This window comes from Limisphaera sp. VF-2, from assembly GCF_049537125.1.
GTDB lineage: Bacteria > Verrucomicrobiota > Verrucomicrobiia > Limisphaerales > Limisphaeraceae > Limisphaera.
Map to the genome: position 1 here is coordinate 413,582 of NZ_JBMVQY010000001.1, position 23,709 is coordinate 437,290.

Genomic DNA, 23,709 nt, shown 5'->3' on the forward strand with positions numbered 1-23,709 from the left:
CCGCGATTGACGGCCCGAGGGTGTTGCCGGAATCGGCGCCGCCAGGTGCGTCGCCACCGCAACAGAGAATCTCTCGATGCTCTCAATGTTCCTCGATCTGGAACAGGGTTCACGCTCTGGGGCGTCCATTCCGGTTTGCCACGGGCATGGCCGGGCCGGTCCCGCCGCGCTCACCAGCCGGGCGGGGCAAGCCCTCCCGTCCACCGCAAAAAACTGAAACTTTCGAACCGTCCCGCGGGTTTCATGGGCATGAGCGCAATTGCAAATGATTGGACGCAGGCGGCAGGCAAAACCGCGCCCGGCATTCCCCAGCCGTGGAACCGGCCCACAAAACACGCATCCAGCCGGCCGGGATCCGCGAATCTCCGGCCCTCTCCGGCGCGGCGGGCCCGCACGGCTCCTTTCCCGGCGGACCGCGCGCCGACGGCTGCCGGCTCGCTGCGGGAAGCGTGGCAACGCGCCGCGGCCCAATGTTTTACGGAACGGATGATGCTGGCCGTCCTCACCTTGTGCGGGATGGGCGCCGTGGTGTGGGCCTTTCTGGAGGTGTGGCTGCGGCTGCAAAACTGGCCCGTGTTCGAGGCCTGGGTGGGGCGTTTGTGGGGAGCATGAGATCATGTCATGGAACATCCATCAAAGCGAAGAGAGATTTGGACTTTGCCGGCGGTGCAGCCGTCGTCCTAGGCTCATGACCCGGAGCGTCGGTGGCCGAGATGAGCGAGGCCCATCCATTCGAGGGGTTCGTGCGGCAGTACCAGGACCTGGTGTACAGCACGGCGCTGCGTTTGTTGGCCCAGCCCGCCGAAGCCGAGGACGTCGCCCAGGAGGTGTTCCTGCGTGCGTATCAGCATTTCGATCAGCTCCGGGCCAGTCCGTCAGCCGGCGCGTGGTTGCGCACGGTGGCAACCCGGCTGGCACTCAACCACCTGACGCGGTATCGACGCCGCTGGATGTTCTTTTCCGAGTTTACCGAAACCGAAGACGACGACGGCGCTTCCGGGCCGCCGCAGTTTGCGGATGCACGGGACGCCGGCGCGGCCTCCGAGCAGGCGGATCGACACGAAATCGTGCACCGCGCGCTTCTGACCCTTCCCGACCATCAACGTGTGCCCCTGGTGCTTTATCATTTGGAAGGCTGCAGCTACGAGGAGATTGCCCGTCACCTGGGCGTGTCCCTGGGCAAGGTCAAGACCGACATCCATCGCGCCCGCGAGGCGTTGCGGCGCAAGCTGCGCCTTCATTTCGGCAATGAACTGGAGGAATCCAACCCATGACGCCCGAACCTGATGCCCGCTTGGAAGCGGCCGTGCGCCGAGCGCTGGAAGGGCTGCGTCCGGTGCCCGCGCCGCCCACGTTGGTGGGCCGCGTGATGGCGGCCCTGCCCGAAACGCGGCCGGTCGCAGCGGTTCGAGGTTGGCCTGCGTGGCCTGTGTGGATTCGGTGGCCCGCCCTGGCAGGGCTGGCCGGGGCTGCGACGACCGCGGGTTGGGCACTGACCCTGTATGTGCTGCAGCCGGCGGCCGCCCAGTTGGGGGCGACCCTGAAGCCGCTGTGGGCCGCGGGCCGCGCGGTGGTCGTGATGGCAGAGGCGATGCTGACACAGGCACAATCGCTGCCGCCCCTGTGGTGGTACTCCGCGGTTGCCCTCGCCGGTTTGGCCGTGGCCCTGACCGCGTTGCTCGGCTCCTGTTACGTTCGACTGCTGCAATTCACCACACCAATGGAGAAAGGAATCTCTGTATGAAAACTCCAGCGCTGAGTGCGAGAGCTCGCCGCACCCGCCCCGGCCTGTACACGGGGCAAGCGGGTGCCATCTCACCGCGAACCGGTTCTTGCTCCACGGGCCGGAGACGGCCGCGTGCCATCCGGCACCCCGGAACCGCGGCGCAAGGGAATCGCAAAGAAAAGTTTCGCTGGCTGGCAGGGGCGTTGTTCCTGGGGCTGGCGTTCCTTTTGACGGCGCAGGAGCCTGTGCCCCCGCCGTCGTCTGACACGTCGGGCCCCGCATCCACCCAAGCCGTTGCGGAGGTGGCAGCTCCGGCTGAATCTGCCATGCGTGGAATCCGTCGGGACACCGTGGTCGCCTTCGGCAGCGACGCGGAACTGCCGGCGGATCAGACCGCGGAAGTGGTGGTCGCCATTCTGGGCAATGCCCGCGTGGAGGGCCGCGTGCTGGACACCGTGGTGGCCGTGGGGGGCGACGCCGAGGTCTCGGGTAACGTGCGGGGCGATGTGGTGGCCGTTTGGGGCTCCGTACGTCTTCGGCCGGGAGCCACGGTGCAGGGGGACGTGGTCAGCGTGGGCCGCGAGGTGGTGTTGGAACCCGGAGCTCAAGTCCGTGGCCAGATGCACGAAGTGGCGCTGGGCCCGTTGAAATGGACGGGGCTGTCCACATGGTTGCACGAGTGCGTCTTCAAGCTGCGACCGTTGTCGTTCCGGGTCGGCTGGGTCTGGCCGGCGCTCGGTGTCGTTTACCTGTTTTATGTGCTGCTGTTGCTGATCTTCCCGCGCGGGGTGGACGCCTGCGCCCGGGCCGTCGATGCCCGGCCGGTCACGACCCTGTTGGTGGGTTTGCTGACGAAGATGCTCGTGCCCGTCGTGGGGTTCGTTTTGCTCCTGACCGGGCTCGGCCTGCTGATTCTGCCCTTGATCCTGGTGGTGGTGATGGCCGCGGGCATCTTTGGCAAGGTCGGGCTGCTGGTGTTCCTGGGACGCCGACTGCTGGGCCTGCTGGGCTGGAAAACCGCCCCCTTGTTCGCAGCGTTCGTGGCGGGAGGGGCGTTCGTCACGGGGCTGTATCTGGTTCCGGTGATCGGTTTCCTTACGCTGGCCTTGACCGGGCTGTGGGCCCTGGGCGCAGCGGCGACGGCGCTGTGGGCCGGGGTCCGGCAGGAAGTCCGTTCGAGCCAGGGGCTGCCCGGGTCTCTGCCGCCGGCAAGCCGCACCGACAGTTCTTCCGAAGCGGGCTACACCGCCCCGGCACCGCCTGCCGGAAGCGTCGGGTCCACAAGTGGTGCCGCGTCGGCGTCGCCACTGACAGTGTCCCCGGGCAACCCCGGCCTCCCTCCCGGGGAGAACGTCGTCTCTTCGCTGTCCATGCCCCCGCCTGTGACGACCGCGCCGCCGGTTCCGGAGGCGTGGGCGTTTCCGCGCGCCGGGTTTTGGGAGCGCATGGCCGCGGGGCTGCTCGATCTTGTGGTGGTCTCCCTGTTGATGGCGCTGGTGGGAGGGCCGCCGTGGGGTTGGCTGGTCGCGCTGGCCTATTTTGTGGGATTGTGGACATGGCGGGGCACCACGCTGGGGGGCGTGATTCTCAAGCTCAAAGTCGTCCGGCTGGATGGGCAGCCGTTGCAGTTCCAAGTGGCCCTCGTGCGCGCACTGGGCGCCATTGTGTCGATGCTGGTGGTGTTTCTGGGCTTCCTCTGGATTGCATGGGACAAAGATCGACAGGCGTGGCACGACAAGCTGGCGGGCACGGTGGTGGTGCGGCTTCCCCAAAACCCACCCCTGGTCTGCTTCTGAGGTCGTGGGGGACGGCGCTCGAGGCATCCGGTGTTCTCCTGCGGGGATCCGGGCCAGCGACGTGGCCAGGGTGACGGGGGGACGGATTCCCGGGAATGCTTTTAGAAGCCGCTCGCGAAAAGTGGGCAAGGGCCGGTCCGCGCGGCGTGCGCTCTCGCATCTCTCCCAGCCGTTGATTGCGCCCTTGCACGCTGCGTTGCCGTCCTACCGATCCGCCCGCACCCGGGCCACGTCGGCTTCGATCTGCTGGCGAAGGGCTTCCAGGGACGGGAACCGCTGCTCCTCGCGCAGTTTGTCGAGCACCACCACCTCGATTTCGCGATCGTACAGTTCTCCGGTGAAATCGAGCAGGTGAACTTCCACGCGCCAGGTCTGTGCATGAGGTGTGATGGTGGGGCGCGTCCCAATGTTCAGCACGGCCCGATACGCTTGCTGATCCACTTCGCAACGCGCGGCATACACACCCCGCGGGGGCAACACCAGGCCCGTGGTGTCCAGGTTGGCCGTGGGGAACCCGAGTTGACGACCCAACCCGTCGCCCCGGACAACCCGGCCCGCCAGCGCGTAGGGTCGGCCCAGCATTTGCGCCGCGGCCTCCAGCCGGCCTGTGGCGATGGCCTGGCGAATCCGGGTGCTGCTGATGACGCTGCCGTCCAGGGCCAGCACGGACAAACCATGCACGGCAAATCCGAATCGTTGCCCCAGCGCCTGCAAGAGCGCGACATCGCCGGCCCGCCGGTGGCCGAATCGAAAGTTGGCTCCCACATACACGCTGCGCAGTCGAGGCAGACCCTCCCGGAGCTGCTGCACGAACTGTTCCGGGCTCAGCCGGCTCAGGGCCCGATCGAAGCGCATCAGCCAGATGGCGTCCGGCCCCAGGGCGCCGAGCGAGCGAAGCTTCTGAGAAAGCGTCTGGAGCAACGGGGGAACCCGTTGCGGGGCCACGACGGTGTTGGGATGTTGGTCGAAGGTGATCACCACGCCGAGCGAATCGTGCTGGCGTGCCTCGGCCAGCATCTGCCGGATGACCTGTTGATGGCCCAGATGGACGCCATCGAAAAATCCCAGCGCCACGCAGACCGGTTGTTCGTCACGCCGCGGCAATGCCCCGGGGCTGGAAATCACGAGAGGCTCGGCCATGGAGATCGCGCCGCGCCGGCCAGAGTTCGTCTCAGGGCCGCACCTGCGCCGGGTTGGGCGGAAACAGCCCCGCCGCCTGCGCCAATTGAAGCAGCGGGATCACGTGACGCTCCAGTTCCTCCTTCGACCACTGCAGGACCCGGTCCAGCGGCGTGGCGTCGCGCACGTGAAAGTTGCCGGACTGGACCCGCCGCAGGGTGGCCAGATGCGCGCCGCAGCCGGCTTTTTGGCCGATTTCATGCGCGATGCTGCGCACATACGTGCCCTTGGTGCAGGCCAGCTCGAAACGCCCGATGGGTTCGCGGTATTCCAGGAAGCGAAACCGGTAGATGTGGACCAGCCGCGGTTCTCGCTCCACTTCCAGCCCTTTGCGCGCCAGCTTGTAAAGCGGCACGCCGCCCTTCTTGACGGCCGAAACCATGGGCGGCACCTGCATCAGGTCCCCCACGAACTCCGCCGCCCATCGGTTCAGCTGTTCCAGCGTCAACGGCGGCACCGGAGCGGTCGCCGTGACCGTGCCGTCGGCGTCATAACTGTCCGTGGTCACTCCGAACTTGATTTCGCCCTCGTACACCTTGTCGTCGGACATCAGTTTTTCCGCCAGCTTGGTGCCCCGGCCCAACACCAGCACCAACAGACCCGTGGCATTCGGGTCCAGCGTGCCGCAGTGCCCCACCTTCTTGAGGTCAAAACGCCGGCGCACCGCCGCCACCACGTCATGCGACGTGGGCCCCACCGGCTTGTCCACCAACAAGGCGCCGTCCAGAGGCGTCAATGTCTGCATCATCGGAAGCTTTAAAGTTGCCGCCCGTCCGGAGTTTGGGAAGCAAAAACTGGTTCGCGGCCGTGCCCGCCTGCCGTATCTTGAAGCCGTGCAGTCCTTGGCAGAACAGGGATGGCCGGCTGCGAGCGCGGGTTGGAATGCCATGGTCGTGCCGGACCTGTGGCAACAACAGGCCGTGGCAGCATTGCGGGCGGGCCACGATGTGGTCGTTCAGGCCCCGACCGGCGCCGGCAAAACACTGATCTTCGAGCTCTGGGCCAACCACGGCCGATGCCGCGGACAGGCCATCTACACGGTGCCCACGCGCGCCCTGGCCAACGACAAACTCGCCGAATGGCGGGCCCGCGGCTGGAATGTGGGCATCACCACTGGTGACCTGTCCGACAATCTCACCGCCCCGGTGCTGGTCGCCACCCTGGAAACCCAAAAAGCCCGGCTGCTCCGGGGCGAAGGCCCCGACCTGCTGGTGGTGGACGAATACCAAATGCTGGCCGATCCGGACCGCGGACTGAACTACGAGCTGGCCATTGCGATGGCGCCGCCGCATACGCGACTCCTGTTGCTCAGCGGCAGTGTGGCCAACCCCCATCACGTCGTCCGCTGGCTTGAGCGGCTGGGACGGCGGGCCGTGCTCATCCGCCACGACGAACGGCCCGTCCCGCTCGAGGAGGTCGATCCCCACCAGCTCAGCTATCACGTTCCGTCGGAAATCTCGGGTTACTGGCCGCGTCTGGTGGCCAAAGCCCTGGCCGAAGATTTGGGACCGATCCTGATCTTTGCCCCGCGCCGCCAGGCCGCCGAGGCCCTCGCCGTGGAGCTGGCCCGGCAACTCCCGAATCCCCACCCGCTCACCCTCAGCCCGACGCAAAAGCAGCTCGTCGGCGAACACCTCGCGCGATTGCTGAAATGCCGGATCGCCTACCATCACAGCGGCCTCAGTTACGCCGCCCGGGCCGGAGTGGTGGAACCCCTGGCCAAGGCCGGACAACTGCGCGTGGTGGTGGCCACCATGGGTCTGGCCGCCGGCATCAATTTTTCCCTGCGCAGCGTGGCCCTGGCCGCCGACTCCTATCGGCGTGACCAGGTCGAGACCCCTCTGCGCCCGGACGAAATCCTGCAGATGTTCGGTCGCGCCGGCCGCCGCGGGCTGGACACCACCGGGTTCATCCTGGTGACCAGCAACCAATTGCGCCTGCGCGACGCCGCCCCGGTCCATCTTCACCGGTGCGGGCTGGTGGACTGGGCGGCATTGCTCAGCGTCATGAGCGCCGCAGCCGACGCCGGTCGCGATCCCCTTCCCGAGGCAGTCCGCCTGCAGGAGCGCCTGTTCACCACTCAACCCATCACCCTGGGCGTGGAGTTTGCGCTGCGGCATCCCGACGCCCCCTGCGGACTCAAAACCGACACCGAGCGAGCCCGGCACGTGCGGCGGCGCATCCGGGAAATGCTCAATAGTGCCGGCGAATGGGAACCCGTGCCGCCGCCCCGGGAAGTGCCCGTCCGCCAGGTGCAGGTGCCCGCGTTGCCCGGGCTGCCCGCGGGAGTGCCACCCCCGAACGCCACCGCAGCCGCAACCATCAACGGCCCCCTTTCCCTCGTCCCCGCACTCACCGTGCCTGCCGCGTTGGAAAAACTCGGCACCGGAACGCTCATCCCCATCGAGGAAACCCCGCACGGCCGGATCTACGGTCGCGCGCTGACCGTGGCGGAGCAACTGGCCAACGACCGGGTCGTGCTCCAGAAATGGGTCCGCCGTCTGGTCGGCTGGAATGCCCGCCAGGTGGCCCGCGCGGTTTGGGAGCAACAGATTCTCCCCCGACTGGAGGGCCGGCTGGCCGAACGGCGGACCCCGCTCCTCCGCATCGCGCAGCAGGAACATCGACTCCTCGCAATCGTCAGCCTCGCCGAACTGACGCTGCGCGTTCCGGTGGATCGACACGGCGTGCCCCTCTGGCGTCCCCTGGTCCGCGAAGTGCAACCCTACGACTGTGCCCGCTGCGCCTGGGTCCAAACCTGCAAGAGTCTCTCCCCCGCCACGGCCACCGTCTGGATCTGGCGCCGACTGGGACTGATCGATGAGCACGGCCGACCCACCCTGCGCGGGCGTCTGGTCAGCTTCTTTTCTCAAGGCCACGGACTGGCCCTCGCGGCCGCCCTCGAAGACGAGTCCTATCCGCTGGAGGAACTGGTGTACGATCTGGCCAACCTGGATGCGGGCTACCGCTTCGCCGGGGAGGACAATCGTTGGGGCGGCCGACTCGCCGCCGTCTGCCGCGACCGCTACGGTCTCCAAACCATCCCCGGCTACCTCGAGCACGGCGTGCCCCCAAAGTACGGCGCCGGCGCGGCCGAAATCGCCGCCTCGGTCCACCGCGACCCCCAGAGCAAACACGGCTGGGTCAACGAATCCGTGGGCATCGGTGACATCGACCGCATGATCATCGAATGGCGCAGCCTGCTGCGCCAGATCTCCCATGCCCCGGCCTTGCCCTGGCCACGATGGGAAGCCCTCCAGGCCCTGGCCCGCAGCATCCTCCAAGAGACCAACTCTCCCACGCTGACCGACCTGCCACCGCTGGAGCCGCACCAGACACGGCGTGTGGATCACCGGCTCATCTTGCGCAGGCACTGATTCCGGTCGCCGCGGAACCCGCCGACGCTCGCTCCGCACCAAATCGAACCGCAACCGGTCACCGGGCCACACAGGCCGAGCCGTCCGGAAGCCCCGACGCACGTTGTCACTTCGGAAGGAATCTTTGAGCCGCCCGCCGTGACCCGTACCTGCCGCCGCCCTCCCCGGCCTCCTTGAGCATCCGAAACAGCCCAGGGGTCCAGCAAAACACCCGGCCGGCGCGGCACCTTGCGTCCGCAGCACCGTGGTGGCCTGCCGACTTTCGCTCGGGTAGAACTGCCGTTACTTTCCCGCCCATGACAATCGAGGAAATCCTCCAAAACGAGGAGCTGCGCCAACACGAGTTTCCGGTGACGGCCAAGTGCGTGTTCCTGGCCCACGCGGGGGATTGTCCCCTGCCCCGTCGCGTGTCCGAGGCCCTCGCGCAATATGCCCGCGCCGCGGCCGAGTATGATCAGGAGCGCATCGTCTATCCGGAAATCCTCAGCGAAACCCGGCACCTGGCCGCACGGTTATTGGGGTGCTCGGCCGACGAGGTGGCCTTCGTGGGGCCCACCTCCCTCGCCCTGAGCCTGGTGGCCGCCGGTTGGCCCTGGCGCCGACAGGACAACATCGTCGTTTACTTCGACGATTACCCCTCCAACGTGTACCCGTGGATGGCCCTGGCTGAACGCGGTGTCAAAGTCCGGCTGCTGAACACCCGTTCGCTGGGCGGGATCCGACCGGTGGACGTGCTGGGCCAGGTGGACGAACAGACGCGGCTGGTGGCCCTGGCCACCTGCCACTTCGTCAGCGGCTACCGCATCGATCACGAAACCATCGGCCGCCAATTGCGGCAGCGCGGGATTCTGCTTTGCCTGGACGCCATCCAGACGCTGGGCGCGTTTCCCACACCCGCCAGCGCCGCAGATTTCCTGGCCGCGGACGCGCACAAATGGTTGTTGGGCCCGTGCGGCGCCGGTCTGCTCTATGTCCGGCGGGACTTGCAAGAACGTCTCCGCCCCAACTGGTACGGCTGGAACAACGTGCGCTGCCCGAATTTCATCGCCCAGGAGGAGATCCAGTTCCGGTCCGGCCCGGCCCGTTACGAGCCGGGCACGTACAATCTCCTGGGTCTGGTCGGCCTGAAAGCCGCCCTGGAACTGCTGCTCGAAGTGGGGGTGGAAAACATCGCGCGGGAATTGTTGCGCAAGCGGGCCTGGCTGGTGCCGGCCCTGCAGGCCAGGGGCTATGTGGTGTTGCACGCAGACGCACCACCGGAACGCGCCAGCGCCATCGTCAGCTTCCACAAACCGGGCGCGGAGATGGCAGACCTTCACCAAAAGCTCTTGGATCGCAAGATCGTCACTTCGTTGCGCACGGACCGCTCCGGACAGCGCTACATCCGCGTCTCCCCCCATTTCTACAACACGGACGCCGAACTGCATCGGCTCCTCGAATTGCTGTGACCCCGGGGGTCGCCGGAAGGCCTGCGCGCCCGACCCGGCGCGTTTCTGGCGGGCATTGAGCGCCCAAGCAAATCTCTCGAGCCTGACCCGTTGGTCCAACATCTGCAGCCCTAAGCCGTGACGCATACACCTGCCGACCCCGGCACCGAGAGCTGGTCAGAATTGCCGGCCGCTTCCGCGGCGCAGGCCATGGACTGGAGCCTGGTGCTGCTCAGCCAGGGCATCGAATGCGTGATCGTCCACGCACCGGAAGGCTGGCGGTTGCGCGTGCCGGCCGCATCGCTGTCCACCGCACAAACCGTGCTGGCCAGGTACGAGGCGGAAAACCGGCCCCGACCCTGGCAACGGGAACTTTACGGGACCGGACTGATCTTCGATTGGGCATCCGTGGCATGGGCGCTCGTGGCGATCGCCTTTTTCCTGCTGGCCGATCGGTTCCCCTTGCTTCGAGAACGAGGTTTCCTGGACGGCGCCGCGGTATGGGAGGGGCAGTGGTGGCGCTTGCTCACCGCCATCTGGTTGCACGCCGACGCCGCGCACCTGGCCATGAACCTGAGCTTCGGCATTCCCCTGTTGGCCCTGGCCATGGGAGGTTACGGCTCGGGTTGCGGATTCCTGGCAGCCCTGCTCGCGGGTATCCTCGGGAACGCCGCCGCACTCGCGGTGGCCGGACCGGCACATCGGAGCCTCGGAGCCTCCGGGATGGTGTTGGGTGCACTGGGACTGCTCACCGCCCTGGGGGTGTGGTGGTCCCGCCGCGTCCACGTGCGACCCCGCTGGGCGGTTGCGGCACTGGCCGCCGGACTGATGTTGTTCGTGTTGCTGGGCGCGGCGCCCGAGAGCGACCTGCTGGCCCACGGCGGCGGCTTCGGTGCCGGACTGCTCCTGGGCGGTGTCCTGGTGCCCCACCTCACCCGCACACGAAGCGGCGCGCTCAATCTGCTGGCCGGCTGGATCGCCGCCACACTCACCATCCTGGCGTGGTATCTGGCGCTTCGCTGACTCGCGTCTCGCCGGAGTCAGCGTCGCCTTTGGAGCCCCGGGGGTGGATGCCCCGTGGCACCGCACCCCCGCACCGCGGTCCCTGCCACTCGGGCCCTGCCTCCGGCGGCGGTCGAGGCGCCTACTTGTTGAAGCGGAAGTGCATGACGTCGTAGTCCTGCACCACGTAATCCCGGCCTTCCAACCGCTGTTTCCCGGCGCGCTTGGCCCCGGTCTCGCCGCCGTACGCAATCAGGTCGTCGTAGCTGATCACCTCGGCCCGGATGAAGCCCCGCTGGATGTCGGAATGGATGACCCCTGCCGCTTCCCAAGCCGTGGCCCCTTTACGGATCATCCAGGCGCGATTCTCTTTGCCGCCCACGGTCAAAAAGCTGATGTAACCGGCGGCCGCGTAGGCCCGCAAGACCAGCAGCTCGGGTCGTTCCAATTCCTCGGGGGTCGCCACCACCAAGGGCCGCGCCGTCAAAAGTCCCGCATGCACGGCCATGGCCTGGCGTTCGTCCGGGGACAAAGCCGCCTCGGCCGCCGACCGATCCTGTTCCAAGGCGGCCTTCAGCTTCAGCAGGGCGCTGCGCTCCACTTCGGAAGGCGTTCGGCCCAGCCGCGTCTCGACGAACTCCAGGTCCTGCAGCAATAGATCGGGGCGGCGCTCCGGCGCCACCACGAACACGTCGGCCGTCGACAACGCGTCCTCTCCCACCACATCCACCTGGACGTAGGTCTTCTTCTTGGCTTCGACCAGTCGGTCGGCCGCGTCCAGACGCGGGTCCTTCACGTTGTGCCGTCCGACGACCAGTTGCGGGATGCCCAGTGCACAAATCTTCATACGAGGGGGCGCATTACGCGGCAACCGGAGCATTCAAGTCAAGGCCGACCTTGCCATGCTTTGATCGGTAAGGTCTGGCGGCTTTGGTGCACTGGAGCTTGCGGGAGCAACCGCCCCTCTTGTGCTGTGATTGGCAGGGACTGGCCGCTCTGATACACTCATCACGGCCCGCCTCCGACGCCGGCACTCGCTGTGATTGGCAGGGACTGGCCGCTCTGATACACTTCGATGTCGAAGATGTTTTCCTGGCTCTCGCTGTGATTGGCAGGGACTGGCCGCTCTGATACACTGCCGCGACCAACACGCTGCGTGCATGCTCGGCTGTGATTGGCAGGGACTGGCCGCTCTGATACACTAGTGGGCCCGTAACCTCTTGGGGTTACGGGCCTTACGCCTGTTTTACTTTCAAAAAAGCTCCAGCTGGACCGGCTTTTCCTCTGCCGGCACACGCTTTTTTCCCCAGTACACCTCCATCCCCCCAAACTGCCGCTCCGTGACCCGCAACAACCGAACTTCCCCATCCGGCGGTACCGCCTCCTGAACCTTGCGGGCATGTATGCGACAGAAATCCTCGTTTGGACAATAGCGCGCGTACACCGAGTACTGCAGCATCATGAAACCGTCCTGGACCAACGCCTTCCGAAAGCGGGCGTACTGCCGCCGCCGGTCGGGCGTGTCGACCGGCAAATCGAAAAACGCCATCAGCCACATGCCCTTGTAGGCGGAAAAACTCATCATTCCGATCGCCACACCCCATCCCACGAGGTGGGCAGCGGCCAATCCTTATTGGCCCGACCCTCAAAGACGTCCACTAGGCGCGCCGCCAAACAATGCAGAATCGTGGCAAGCTTGCGCCAGGCCCCCTCATAAAAATATCGCCCCACCATGGGCTCCAAAAGGCGCCGCTTGATCTCCTGGTCCAGGCCGACCTCACGCCCCGTCCCTCGTAGAATTCGCGCGACCTGCTCATCGACGATCGGCCGAAAAGGCTCCATCAGATCATCCGCAAGAGCGAAGGCGTTTTCCCTGTGCCGATGATGCAACCCCAACGCGGGAGTCAAGCCGGCCGCCACCAGTGCCCGCGCCACCATACCCCGCAAAACCGCATACCCGTAATTGAGCAGGTTGTTGGGCGCCTCGGCCGAATCCGGGTCCCGCCGAAACTCGGGTAGGGCAAACACGCGGGGCCAATACCGACGCGCAGCCTCCGCTTCCACGTTCTCCGGATCCCCGGACCGCACCTTCTCCACCAGGGTCTCCAACCCGCCGTCCTCGCCATGCAAGCGTCGCAACACACCCGCCTGCGCCCGAATCTTGGCCCGCACCAACGCCTTCCACGCCCGTTTCTGGCACGGTCGCCCGGCGGCGATTTGCAAGCGCAGCCGCTGCGGGAACAGCGTGTGCCCACGCAAGGGCAGAGTTGTGGCCACAGGGAGCCCGCGCCGGTCACACGCGATCAGGACGCCGCCATGCGCCGCCAGAGCAGTAAGGACGGGTGCACTCAATCGCACCCATTCCGTACTCAAGACGACCACTGCGATTTCCTCCACTGGCGCACTCCAACAACGGTTCTCCGGCCCTTCCAACACCAGCAGGCGATTCTCCAGTCGCAACCGGGCCGGTCCTTCGGAAACATCCATGATCCTTTCAATCTCGGCTGACATGGCAACGCCCCAAAACATCCACAACCAGTTTGCAACCCAGGCACTTTTTCAACGCCTTGCTGCTGCGTATTCGGATTCTCTCGCTGGCGGGAATGTCCGCTGCCCGCCGTCCGTCGGTGTGCAAGCGAAAGTTGTAATCGTCCTGGGAAAGCTTTTGCACCACCGCAATGACGGGCCCGCCGGGCAGGTTCAGCCTCACCGTCTCCCCCCGGGCCAGGGAGCAGACCAGAGGACAACCGTGCTCATCGAACCGGCGCACCACCGGCTTGCCGGCTCGCAACCGCCGCATGGCCTCCCAACGACTCACCACAACACAGCGCCAACCCGGCCGCGGGCCCTCGCGACAATCGAAGATCTCGAGATGGTGATTCGACCCGGGCAGGACGAGTCTCGGGTCCCCATCCTTCAGCGAGATTGGGTTCTCGCTCACCCAGATGCGAACGTGGCGGATCCGGACCTTGCGCGATCCGAAGGGCACCTCGGGAATCAGGCTGGGGTCGCGGAAAACCTCTTTCGGCGCGCGGCCGTTGCAAACCTGCGCAACCAGCTCACGAACCCGCGGATCAACGATGCGCTGGGCCTCGGTCGCCGAAAGAGCATCGATGCGCTTTCGCACCACGGTTCGGGACTCGCCAGTGGGGGGCGTCTGAATGCGACCGTAAAATGTTTCCTCATGCAGGGGGCCCTGAACCCGGCGATCGACCCGATGCGACACAATGACGGTCTCCAGCTGCTGCCTGAGGCTGTCCACAAGCCCCGGAGGCACGGGCATGTCGACAAAGCGCCGGGGTCGAGCAGAGCGACGAGCAGCTTCCGTCAGGGCCTTCACCGTCGCGGCGGTCGTGAGGGCGATCACGGTGGCATCCACGAGGTGATGCCGATGATCCGAGCGATTCTTCTCGTCGGCCACTCCGAGCAGTTGATTCAGACCCCAGGCCACGCGAAGCCAGCTGGTGACTGCCCCGTTCGTGATCTGGATCCTCGAAAGCCGTTCTTCCGCTGGATACCAACGCCCGAGGAGCCGTCCGGCCAACCGCGCGGCATGCGCAGTCGCCTGCAATTGATCGCCCCGCAAAAGCCACCCTGTTTCCGTGGTCAGATCGGCCTCCGTCATTTGGAAGCGCCGCAGCTTTTCAAATCTGTAAGGGCCTTGGAAGGCTCGAACGCGTCGGAGGATCTGGCTCAGCTCATCCTGGCTGTACACCTCGGTAGGCATCCGGTTGCGCTTCCGATTTCGATTGTGATCCACCTCGCACAAAGTCTTGTTCGCAAACGAGTCATCCAGACAGCGGCTCCAGGGAATAATGTGTTCCACGTCGAACCGCGGGAGCGGGCCAAACAGGTCGACGTCGGAAATGGACTGGCCGGTATACGGACAGATCTGCTTGCATTCCACCCAAAGCAGGAACTTCTCGATCTGATCGGGGCGGGGATCCTGGATACCCTTCTCTATCAGGTACTTTATCGCATGTTTCCGTTGCCGCTGGCGTTCTTCATTTCTTCGAAGGAGCTCCCGCAGCCGCCTCAGGGGTTTGCGCAATTCACGCGCGAGCTCGATGTGAATCCGACCCGGCAGGCCCCATGTCCGGACAATCGCGTTGACCACTCTGCGTGTCTCGGCCAGGGCACGGCGAACCAGTGGGTTGGTCACCGGTGTCTCCGGCGGGGGATCGGCCTCGGTGCGGAAGCGGGCTTCATGCTCGGGAAACTCCCGTGCAATCGCCTCGGTCAGAGCACAACCCGCCTCCAAATGCGGAACCAACCGCCGCAAAGCAGCAGAGGAGAACCGACAACGGCCCGGCTCCAAATTGACCTGGGCCAGACGCTCGGCTTCCAAATCACTCAAAGCCCACTCTTTTCGCCGTAAAGCCAGGCGCGCCCGGAGCTTCCGGTCCTTCACTCCGAGCAGCAGCTCCACCATGGCACGACGCACGTCTTCGGAAGCCTGGTCCCACTTTTGACCGATGGCGCTCCGGATTCGTGCTGCGGTCGTGTTCCCGGGGAGGCAATCTTGCCCGCCACACTCCAGGTTGAACGCAAGCCCCGCCTTCTGGCGCGAAAAGTCCGAGGTCGAGCGAGCCCCCGGATCTTCATCGCAATTCCCCGCCTTCCCGGTTGACGGTTCGCCCAACGCCTCGGACGGGTCGCAAGATGACAACAGCCTGCGCAGCCGGTCGAAGGTCAACCGTTCGGATCGTTCCAACTCTCCACGAACAAGCTCCCGTTCCTGAGGGGTCAGAGGCCGAACCTGGCCGTCGGGCAATAAGACCCTCAGGTCGTTGAGCTTTTGCAGGTACCGAAAACGTTGGGCCTCCAGAAGGCCCCATGCAGCCCGCAACCGGCCCGGTACGAGACCGCAACGCCCGACGGCCCGGGGCGAGGTCCGCAAGGGGCGCTGAAAGAAGATCGCGCGACGAAGCCGCTTGACCCAGTCGGGATCCAAGTTCAGACCCATTCGTTGCTGGGCTTGCACAATGGCCTCAAATTCGGTTCGGTACCATTCTCGAGCCGTGTGCCATCCCCGACGGCGACGTTCACGTGGATCGAGCTGAGCGAGAAACTCCCCGAGGGTCCGGGCGTTGACCTTTTGCATCTCCCGTGCGGTCTTTTCGATCTGTTCCTGGATGACTCCGGTCTCCGAATCGTCAGCGCCCCGACCAGAACCAGCGAAGCCTCGCCGGTGGGCCAGGTGATACATGACCCGGCCGAACTCCCAGGGCTCGAGGCGCGTCTCCAACGCCCGGCCGCGCAGCTCGTATGGATCCATCGCCAGGACCGCCTTCCACGAGGGATCGCGATGATCGGGCGGGCCCGGGGGCAGGAACCCCTGGCGTTGCAGCAAGCTGGCCACCAACCGACGGCGGCGAGCCCGCCGCTCGAGCTGCCGCCGACGCTGTCGCGCCCTCCGCCGCTCCACGCTACGGGACATCAGGGTTTGCTCATCTACCGTCCAAGGAAACACGCGGACTCCACTCGCAACGATCTCCACGGCCTCACCGCGATTTTGAATCAAACTCCACCCAACGGACGAGGACCCAATGTCCAACCCGAGCACCAGGGAATCATTCGGGATGAGCATATGGTGGTTGCATTCTTTTGTTGACAAGTTGCACAGACTGCGTAGAAAACTTACCAGAGTGTATCAGAGCGGCCAAGTGTCCTGCATTCACAGCAAGGGACCTTGGTCCCGGAACTGTGGTCCTCTGATGGGACCAGGTAGCGGCTTCGCGTCCGGGGCATGATCCCCGGGCCGGAGCCGCGTGTTCTTTGAAGTTCGTTTTCTGACGAGGCAAAGCTTACTGGAATTCTTCAACCGAGCCGAAAGCTCGAAGTCTCATTGACAGCCAGCGCTACCGTTCATCCCCTGGCGCAAATAGTGAGAGCAGCCCCACCCCCACAGAAAGAGTGGACCCAATGGACGGAATTCCCACCCCACCCCGTTTCGTCCTACCCACCTGGTCCAGAGACTCGTTCAGGTGAAGGTGGGCCTCCATGACCGTAAGGCCCGAACACACAGCGCCTCCCAGCACGTACCCCGAAGCAGAAGACAATCGGCGTGGGGTTGCCCAGCCCGCCCGTGGCCAGCATGCTCTCCAGAGTGATGAGCGTACACACTAGGTCGGCGGCATCCATGACTGTCTCCCGTCACCGGCCCCGAGACCGCTCGGGTCGGCAACTCCAGCCGTGTCTGCAAGAAGTCCAGAGCGGGGCTTTGTGCCCCCTGACCGTGTTCTGCGTCGCCTCCCGGGGTCATCGAATCCCCTGAACCACCATCCCGCCGAACCCGTGTTCCCTCCCATCAAATTGTCTTCTCCGCACACCCGGGAGTTCTGGGAAATTCCCGTGCTCTACGAGGATGACCACCTGCTGGCGGTGGACAAGCCGGCCGGGCTGTTGAGCTCGCCCGACCGATACGATCCGCAGCGCCCGAATCTGATGCGACTGCTCCATGAGGGCATTGCCCAGGGCAAAGCCTGGGCGACGGCTCGCGGGCTGACCTACCTGGCCAACGTGCACCGGCTGGATTTCGAAACCAGCGGAGTGCTGCTACTGGCCAAGACCCGCGAGACCCTGGTCCAACTGGCCCGACAGTTCGAGCTCGGCAACCCGGAAAAACAATATGTAGCCCTCATCCACGGCGAAGTGAACGAGGAGACGTTCCGCGTGGAAGTCCGGTTGGCTCCCGACCCCAGAGAGCCTCAACGGATTCTGGTGGTCCGGAAACGGGGGAAGTTGTCCGTCACCGAGTTCCGGGTGCGGGAGCGCTATCGTGGCTACACGCTGCTGGAATGTCGGCCCCTGACCGGCCGGACGCACCAGATTCGCGTTCATCTGGCCCATCGGCAATGGCCCGTGGTGGGCGACAAACTCTACGGGGGTCAGCCCTTGTACCTGTCGCGGATCAAGCCCGGATACCGGTTCAAACGTGGGGAGCCCGAACGCCCCTTGCTGTCGCGTCTGGCGCTGCACGCGGAGCGTTTGCAGTTCCTTCACCCGGTCTCGGGTCAACCGGTGAGCATCGAGGCGCCCTGGCCCCGCGACCTCGAAGCGGCCGTGAAGCAGTTGCGAAGATACGCGGCCCTCTCCCCGGTCCGCCACGAGGGGCCAGGTGGTTAGCGAAGGCCGGCCCGGTGCCCGGGTATTCTGATGGGCCGTCGGTGCGACCAATCCAAGCCTTGCTACGCCCCGAGGCATGGCCGCGCCCCCATAGAGTCTACGCCCCCTGGTCGATGAAGCCCAAGGGCCAGGATCGGAACGCCGGGCGCCGTGTCGCTCGACGGGACGACCTATTCAGCGCTTGTTGGATTCCGGAATCAGCGCCTCCAAAATCGGCCGGACCCAGTCGTCTTTCTGCATGTCCCAAAGAATGAAATCGCTGTCGAATTGCCAATAGGCCCAGCTCCAACCGCGCGCTTCGGCCTCGCGGGCCACGGTTCGCAGGTAGCGCACGCGGGCCTCCATGGGGGCCTTGTCGTAAGCGCCGAACTCGCCCAGGAAAACGGGCCGTCGGTGTTCCCGTGCCCACGCCGCGACCGCGTCGAAGTCGCGTCGAATGGCGGCCACTTCCTCTTCCGTACCCTTCCAATCGATGCCGACCTGATTCTGTTGGCCCGTCCAGGCAGCGCCCTGATGGGTGAAGGCCATCGGCTTGTAATAATGCACCGTGACGATGATCTGGCGATCGGAGGCCGGCAAATCGAGCTCGTGCAGATGATCCACCGAATTCCAAAACGCCGGTCCGATGATGACCGTCCGATGCGGATGCTGCGGTCGAACGATGGCCAGGGCGTCCCGCAGCCACTGATTCCAAAGCGCAGGGGTCAGCTTCTTGCAGGGCTCATTGAGGAATTCGAACATCACGGAATCCGGCCAGGCCGTTCCCCGGGCGGCAATCTGCCGCCAAAAGGCCAAGAACCGTTCCCTCGTGCCCTCCGGGTCCTCACCCACGGCGTTGAACTCGTGAAGATCGAGAATCACCTGAAGCCCCTGCCCGGTCGCATGGCGGATGGCCCACTCGAGGGTGTCCCACCAGGCGGGCCGGAGGGCCCAGGAAGCACCCGCATCCATGTGGCGGAAGGGATGAAGGTTGATGCGCACGGACTGGAATCCGGCCTCCCGGATGAGGCGAAAATGCTTCTCCTGAAAGCGCCCCTGTTGTCGATCCCGCCAGATGGGGTCGTAACCCAGGATATTCACGCCCCGTCCGAGACGCTGGTTTTGCGCGAATGCATCCGCAGGCTGCGCCGGACCCGGGATGACTGTCGCGAGTGCTGACAAAAGGCAGGCCACGAGGACTGGTCTCATGCCGGGCCAGACGCGCGCACGGGCCGGTTTATTCAACGGAGGCAGCCGACTCGCCCGGCCCAGCCCTGACAGGGGCCCGGACACCGCCCATGGGCCCGAATCACCGGCGGCCTCGGGCATCGCAGCCCGCCATGCCGAAATCGAATCGGCACCCCAAACCTGTCCCCGGCCGAGCGGATTTCACTGGGAGTTGCTGCCACCTCGAATGCCCGGAGGTTGCCCGGAACCGCACGAACAGCCATGCTGGACCCCGTGGAAACTGCGATCGAGCAGGCGGTGTTTTATGACACGCATTGTCACCTGGCCGATCCGGCCTTTGCCGGAGATTTGGAGGCGGTGTTGGACCGGGCCCGGGCTGCTGGCGTTCGCGGCATGGTGGTCATTGCCACGGACCTGACGGAAAGCCGCCGCTGCATCGAACTGGCCGAGCGTCATCCCGATTTGTATGCCGTGGTGGGATGGCACCCCAATCATGCCGCAGAGGCGCCGGAGGACCTGCGCCCCGCCCTGCGCGAACTGGCAACACACCCCAAGGTGGTCGCGCTCGGAGAAACCGGCATGGATGCCTTCCGGCTGCCGGCGGATCCGACCAAACGCGAACCGGTGTTGCACATTCAGGAGCGGCTTTTCCGACAGCATCTGGAGGTGGCGGCCGAGACCGGGCTGGGCTGCGTGGTGCACCAACGAGCCATTTTCGATCGGACCGTGGCCGTCTATGCCGAGTATGCGCCGCAGGTGCGGGCCGTGTTTCACTGCTTCGCCGAACCGGTCGCCGCGTTGGAGCGGCTGCTGGCGCTCGGCGCCCGCGTGAGTTACACGGGCATGACCACCTTCCGGAAAAACGACGGCTTGCGGGCCACGGTGGCCGCCACTCCGCTGGACGCGCTCATGCTGGAAACGGACGCCCCGTACCTGGCACCGGAGCCCTTTCGAGGACAACGTTGTGAACCGGCCTTCGTGGTGGAAACCGCTCGCACCGTGGCCGCGGTGAAGGGAATCACCCTGAACGAACTGAGCCGCTGCACCTGCGCCACTGCCGAACGTTTCTTTCCGCGCATGCGACAGAAAAACTGAGCAGGCGCCTCAGCCGGACAGGGCCGGCGGACGCATGCAAGAGCCGGTCGGCCGCCGGCATGCCACTTGGCGGTACATCCAACGGGCGAGGCTTCGAATGCCGGGAAGGCTCATGAGCCATCCGCACGCCCACAGCCACCAGACGGCGCGACACAGGTGGGCGAGAGCATCCGCGCCTCCGTAAATGCGTCCGTCGGACGTCCGGACTTTCAGTTCATCCGCGGCGGCTGCGCTTCCGGCCAGGGCGGCCCGTGCTCGCGCGCTCTGCAGCGGCTCGAATTGAAAACCGCGCCGGATCCACACGGGACCCATGCGGCGGACCCATCGCGTGCACCATCGACACTGGGCATCGTAGTAAATCCAGCCCTGCGGTGTGGATCGGGGGTCGAGATTCATGCCTGTGCAGGTCCCAGAGACGCCGCGCCCGCCTCCGGCGTAACCGGGTCGAGACGGGACCCGGCAAGCACCCGTGTGAAGCCGGCGCGCACTTGATTCTCTCCGCGTCTGAGGGGCCCGGGAACGCAAGAGCCCCTCGGCCGGTGCGACCGACCGGCACGGGGTCCACGGCGGTCGAGGCGGCCATGCAGGCAAAGGGGGCCGGGCTTTTCCGGGGTCAGAACGAACGTCGCGACCTGGGAAGCGCACCTCCCAGCTCTCGGAGTCGCGCTGGATTTCCGCATCCCCGCCCGGGATCGAAACCACGCATCTCTCGAGGGACCTGCATGGCCACCGAAGATCCGGCGGCAAATCACGCAGGGAGGCTCCTCGCAGGTTTCAAGGTCGGCAAGTGCCCGCGTCGGGCCGGTACGGGTCGGGATCCACATGGATGGGCGGTGGATGGTAGGGCATTTGATGCGCTTCGGCGACGGCCGGATGAGTGACCCGGCCGGCCATGATGTTGATGCCCCTGAGGAGGCCGGGATGACGCTGACAGGCCTCCGGCAGTCCGAAATCCGCGATGGCTTCGACGTAACGGTACGTGACGTGTGTGAGCGCCTGGGTGGCCGTGCGGGCGTAGGCGGCCGGCATGTTGGTGACACAGTAATGAATCACGCCCTCCTCCACGAACACGGGGTCGTCGTGCGTCGTGGGACGGGACGTCTCGGCACAGCCGCCCTGGTCGATGGCAATATCCACCAGAACACTCCCCGGTCGCATGCGACGAAGCATGTCGCGTCGGATCAACCGCGGGGCCCGGGCGCCCGGCACCAGCACGGCCCCGATGAGGAGATCCACTGAAGGCAACAGGTCCATCAAATGCGCTTCGTTGGAGTAAAGCGTGTGCGCCGTATGCAGCGTGATGTCCAGGAAACGCATCCGCTCCAAATCGACCTCGAGGATGGTCACGTCGGCCCCCAACCCTTGCGCCATGCGCGCCGCGTTGACGCCGGCCGTCCCGCCCCCGAGCACCACCACGCGACCCGGCAGCACGCCGGGCACACCGCCGAGCAGGACGCCGCTGCCCCCGTGATGGCGGGCCAGGTAGTACCCGCCCACCAACACGGACATCCGTCCGGCGATCTCGCTCATCGGCTCCAACAGCGGCAATCGTCCGTGGAGCTCCACCGTCTCGTAGGCGATCGCGGTCACCCCGGAGCGCAGGAGAACCTCGGTGAGGGTGCGATCGGCCGCCAGATGCAGATAACAAAACAGGATCAGGTCCGGACGCAACAGGGGGTATTCCTCGGGCTGGGGCTCCTTGACTTTGACGAGCAGCCGGGCTTCGGCGTACACGGCCGAGGCTTCGGAGACCAGCACGGCGCCGGCTTGCTCGTATTCGGCGTTGGAGTACCCGGCGCCCACGCCGGCGTCCCGCTCCACCACCACGCGATGTCCGCGCCGACACAACTGATAAGCCGCCGACGGGGACAGGGCCACCCGGTGTTCCTGCCGCTTGATTTCCTTGGGCACGCCAATGGTCATAAGGGAAAGCCGCGGTCGTCCTCCGGGATCGCCGCCGCGGAGCCCTGGGAGCCCGGCGGAACCCGGGCCGGACCGGGGTCTGGGGAATCGGCGGGCTGGGCCGTTTCGGCGCCGGTCGCCCCGCCGGGGACACCAGACCCCGAAAGCGGCGGCTGTTCGCCCCCTCCGGCCTGTGTCGGTGCGCCCGACCCGGCCTCTTGAGCCAGCTTCAGCGGAGGGACGATCCCCTGCGCAAGCACGGGCCGCGCGCCCAGGCGATGGACCAGTTCCCGCAGCGTAATGGCTGCGGCGGTTTGTTCCTCGGCGGCCTGAATCCGCTGATACTCGCCCCAGATCTCCCCGCCGGCCGGCTCCAAAGCGGGCGCCATGGGACTGCCGTTCTCCGTTCTCATGGCCAGCAGCACATCGTGCAGACTGATGGTTTCCAAGGGACGAGCCGGCACGTACGCGGGCTCGGGACCGGCCAGTTCCCACAACAATCCGGCCCTCTGCAGTTGTCCCAGGATCTCCCGGCAAAGGCGCGGCGGAACTCCGAGGCTTGCCGCCAGGCCGCTCACCGACGGAGGCGGCTCGCCGTTTTGAAAGGCCTGCCCCAAACAAGCCATCATGCGGAAGGCCAGAAACTCGCGGCCCCGCTGGTCGATCCGGCGGGAAAGTTGCTGCTGCAAATAGGCCTGACGATTCTGCCACGTGTAGGCCACCTGCGCGCCCAACAGCAGGATCACCCACGCCACATAAAGTCCCACCATGAACACGGGTACCAACCCCAGACTGCCGTAGATTTTGAAATTGGTGACCACGCGCGAAACGTACAACACGTTGAGCAGGTTGTTCAGGTGCCAACAGACCGCCGCCAGCAGTCCTCCGAGAAGGGCCGCGGACCACTCCACGCGCGTGTTGGGGACCAGTTTGTACAATCCGGCAAACACCAACCAAAGAAGCAAGACCGGCAGCGCCTGAAACACCAGTCCCCCGACCAGGGGCATGCGGGCCAACCACGCACTCGTCGCCTCCCAATAGGGCCCCGAGCCCAGAGCAATGGCTCCAATCACCAGGAGCGGGCCCAGGGTCATGAACGACCAGTACAGAACCACCCGGAGAAACCAGGGCCGCCCCTGCGGAACGCCCCAGATGTCATTCATCGTGTTCTCCACCCGGGCCAGCAGCAGGATGGCCATGAGAACCAGCGCAATGCTCCCGGTCACACCCAGCTCGGCACTGCGGGTTTGATGGATGAACGCGCGGATGCGCTGGGCCACCGCACGGCGCAGATCCCGCATTTCCGACGTGGATGCCACGGGCACGGCCGTCCGGGCCGCCCCCGCATCGGCAACCGAAGAACCACCGACGGCCACCGGGTCACCGACGGCGGTCGCTCCCGCGGCGGGGGAGGTCGCATCCGAGGGCTCCACACTCCCCACCAGTCCCGGCGCCCACAAGCCGGCATGCAACTGAGAAAACCACAGGCTGTACTGGGCGCTGGGGGGGAGATTCGTGGTCGGGGCCGGCGGAATCACGGCATGCACGAGCCGATCGACGAAGGCTTCAATGCTGGCCTCGCTTCGGCCCTTGAGCAGGCTGCTGGTTACGCCCAGCACCACCGCCAAAAAAGGGACCAGCGACAACAGCGTGGCATACGACAAGGCCGCCGCCCGCACCGGCCCGCGATTCTCCAAAAACCCCCGCACCACCAGCACACAGAACTGCGCCGTCCGCTCCCACCAGGCGCGCGTGTGAAATCCCGCGTCGGCTTCCCCGATCCATGTCTGACGCAGTCGGCCGGTCCAGGATTCGGTCGCGCTCCCTTCCTTTCCTCGGGCGTGCACGAGTTGACCCTAACAAACCCGAAAGCCCTGTCAACGAAGCCGGCCGAGCGCTGCGGACTCGGT

Annotated in this window: 18 protein-coding genes and 1 pseudogene; 9 read left to right on the plus strand and 10 right to left on the minus strand. The window is 65.8% G+C overall.

Annotated features, from left to right (window positions below; translation table 11 throughout):
- The first annotated feature begins 249 nt into the window (after positions 1 to 249).
- The 4 genes from ACPDIT_RS01395 (at position 250) to ACPDIT_RS01410 (ending at position 3,522) form a co-directional block, all read left to right on the plus strand.
- Complete coding sequence (locus ACPDIT_RS01395) at positions 250 to 612, plus strand: hypothetical protein (protein ID WP_423440885.1); 363 nt, start codon at positions 250 to 252, stop codon at positions 610 to 612.
- A gap of 101 nt (positions 613 to 713) precedes the next feature.
- A complete protein-coding gene (locus tag ACPDIT_RS01400; protein ID WP_423440886.1) occupies positions 714 to 1,274 on the plus strand; it encodes an RNA polymerase sigma factor in 561 nt (186 codons plus the stop codon).
- Complete coding sequence (locus ACPDIT_RS01405) at positions 1,271 to 1,744, plus strand: hypothetical protein (RefSeq protein ID WP_423440887.1); 474 nt, start codon at positions 1,271 to 1,273, stop codon at positions 1,742 to 1,744. The genes ACPDIT_RS01400 and ACPDIT_RS01405 overlap by 4 nt, the downstream gene beginning before the upstream one ends.
- Before the next feature lie 308 nt (positions 1,745 to 2,052).
- Complete coding sequence (locus ACPDIT_RS01410) at positions 2,053 to 3,522, plus strand: RDD family protein (protein WP_423440888.1); 1,470 nt, start codon at positions 2,053 to 2,055, stop codon at positions 3,520 to 3,522.
- A gap of 204 nt (positions 3,523 to 3,726) precedes the next feature.
- On the opposite strand, the gene ACPDIT_RS01415 is transcribed toward ACPDIT_RS01410, so the two are convergent.
- Positions 3,727 to 4,662 (minus strand): bifunctional riboflavin kinase/FAD synthetase, encoded by a 936-nt coding sequence (locus tag ACPDIT_RS01415; RefSeq protein WP_423440889.1) that lies wholly within the window; start codon positions 4,660 to 4,662, stop codon positions 3,727 to 3,729.
- Between the two features lie 31 nt (positions 4,663 to 4,693).
- Positions 4,694 to 5,449 carry a tRNA pseudouridine(55) synthase TruB gene (truB, locus tag ACPDIT_RS01420; RefSeq protein ID WP_423440891.1) on the minus strand — a complete coding sequence of 252 codons (756 nt, stop codon included), beginning with the start codon at positions 5,447 to 5,449 and terminating at the stop codon, positions 4,694 to 4,696.
- Between the two features lie 85 nt (positions 5,450 to 5,534).
- On the opposite strand from truB, the gene ACPDIT_RS01425 reads away from it, so the two are divergent.
- The 3 genes from ACPDIT_RS01425 to ACPDIT_RS01435 all read left to right on the plus strand — a co-directional run bounded on the left by ACPDIT_RS01425 (position 5,535) and on the right by ACPDIT_RS01435 (position 10,528).
- Positions 5,535 to 8,078 carry a DEAD/DEAH box helicase gene (locus ACPDIT_RS01425; RefSeq protein ID WP_423440893.1) on the plus strand — a complete coding sequence of 848 codons (2,544 nt, stop codon included), beginning with the start codon at positions 5,535 to 5,537 and terminating at the stop codon, positions 8,076 to 8,078.
- Positions 8,079 to 8,374: 296 nt separating this feature from the next.
- Positions 8,375 to 9,526, plus strand: a complete 1,152-nt coding sequence (locus tag ACPDIT_RS01430) for an aminotransferase class V-fold PLP-dependent enzyme (RefSeq protein WP_423440895.1) — start codon at positions 8,375 to 8,377, stop codon at positions 9,524 to 9,526.
- Between the two features lie 117 nt (positions 9,527 to 9,643).
- Positions 9,644 to 10,528, plus strand: a complete 885-nt coding sequence (locus ACPDIT_RS01435; protein WP_423440897.1) for a rhomboid family intramembrane serine protease — start codon at positions 9,644 to 9,646, stop codon at positions 10,526 to 10,528.
- A gap of 121 nt (positions 10,529 to 10,649) precedes the next feature.
- Here ACPDIT_RS01435 and ACPDIT_RS01440 read toward each other — a convergent pair.
- The 4 genes and pseudogenes from ACPDIT_RS01440 to cas9 all read right to left on the minus strand — a co-directional run.
- A pseudogene (locus ACPDIT_RS01440) lies at positions 10,650 to 10,937 on the minus strand (DUF933 domain-containing protein); the annotation flags it as partial.
- 822 nt (positions 10,938 to 11,759) lie between these two features.
- Entirely contained in the window at positions 11,760 to 12,092 is a 333-nt protein-coding gene (gene cas2 / locus ACPDIT_RS01445) for a CRISPR-associated endonuclease Cas2 (RefSeq protein WP_423440899.1), read from the minus strand.
- Entirely contained in the window at positions 12,089 to 12,994 is a 906-nt protein-coding gene (cas1, locus tag ACPDIT_RS01450; protein WP_423440901.1) for a type II CRISPR-associated endonuclease Cas1, read from the minus strand. Before cas1 ends, cas2 begins: the two co-directional genes overlap by 4 nt.
- 7 nt (positions 12,995 to 13,001) lie before the next feature.
- Complete coding sequence (gene cas9, locus ACPDIT_RS01455) at positions 13,002 to 16,097, minus strand: type II CRISPR RNA-guided endonuclease Cas9 (protein WP_423440903.1); 3,096 nt, start codon at positions 16,095 to 16,097, stop codon at positions 13,002 to 13,004.
- 707 nt (positions 16,098 to 16,804) lie between these two features.
- On the opposite strand from cas9, the gene ACPDIT_RS01460 reads away from it, so the two are divergent.
- Positions 16,805 to 17,635 (plus strand): RluA family pseudouridine synthase, encoded by an 831-nt coding sequence (locus tag ACPDIT_RS01460; RefSeq protein ID WP_423440904.1) that lies wholly within the window; start codon positions 16,805 to 16,807, stop codon positions 17,633 to 17,635.
- A gap of 174 nt (positions 17,636 to 17,809) precedes the next feature.
- Here the strand turns inward: ACPDIT_RS01460 and ACPDIT_RS01465 are convergent, their stop codons facing one another.
- Positions 17,810 to 18,715: a glycoside hydrolase family 5 protein gene (locus ACPDIT_RS01465; protein ID WP_423440905.1), complete on the minus strand. Its 906-nt coding sequence runs from the start codon at positions 18,713 to 18,715 to the stop codon at positions 17,810 to 17,812.
- 348 nt (positions 18,716 to 19,063) lie between these two features.
- Between ACPDIT_RS01465 and ACPDIT_RS01470 the strand changes: the two genes are divergently transcribed.
- Positions 19,064 to 19,897 (plus strand): TatD family hydrolase, encoded by an 834-nt coding sequence (locus tag ACPDIT_RS01470; RefSeq protein ID WP_423440906.1) that lies wholly within the window; start codon positions 19,064 to 19,066, stop codon positions 19,895 to 19,897.
- A 9-nt stretch (positions 19,898 to 19,906) separates the two neighbouring features.
- Here ACPDIT_RS01470 and ACPDIT_RS01475 read toward each other — a convergent pair whose 3' ends face one another.
- From ACPDIT_RS01475 to ACPDIT_RS01485, 3 genes are all read right to left on the minus strand, one after another.
- Complete coding sequence (locus tag ACPDIT_RS01475) at positions 19,907 to 20,293, minus strand: thiol-disulfide oxidoreductase DCC family protein (RefSeq protein WP_423440907.1); 387 nt, start codon at positions 20,291 to 20,293, stop codon at positions 19,907 to 19,909.
- A gap of 378 nt (positions 20,294 to 20,671) precedes the next feature.
- Positions 20,672 to 21,820, minus strand: coding sequence for an alanine dehydrogenase (ald, locus tag ACPDIT_RS01480; RefSeq protein ID WP_423440908.1), 1,149 nt, complete (start codon positions 21,818 to 21,820; stop codon positions 20,672 to 20,674).
- Positions 21,817 to 23,646, minus strand: coding sequence for a YhjD/YihY/BrkB family envelope integrity protein (locus ACPDIT_RS01485; protein WP_423440910.1), 1,830 nt, complete (start codon positions 23,644 to 23,646; stop codon positions 21,817 to 21,819). Before ACPDIT_RS01485 ends, ald begins: the two co-directional genes overlap by 4 nt.
- Positions 23,647 to 23,709: the final 63 nt, after the last annotated feature.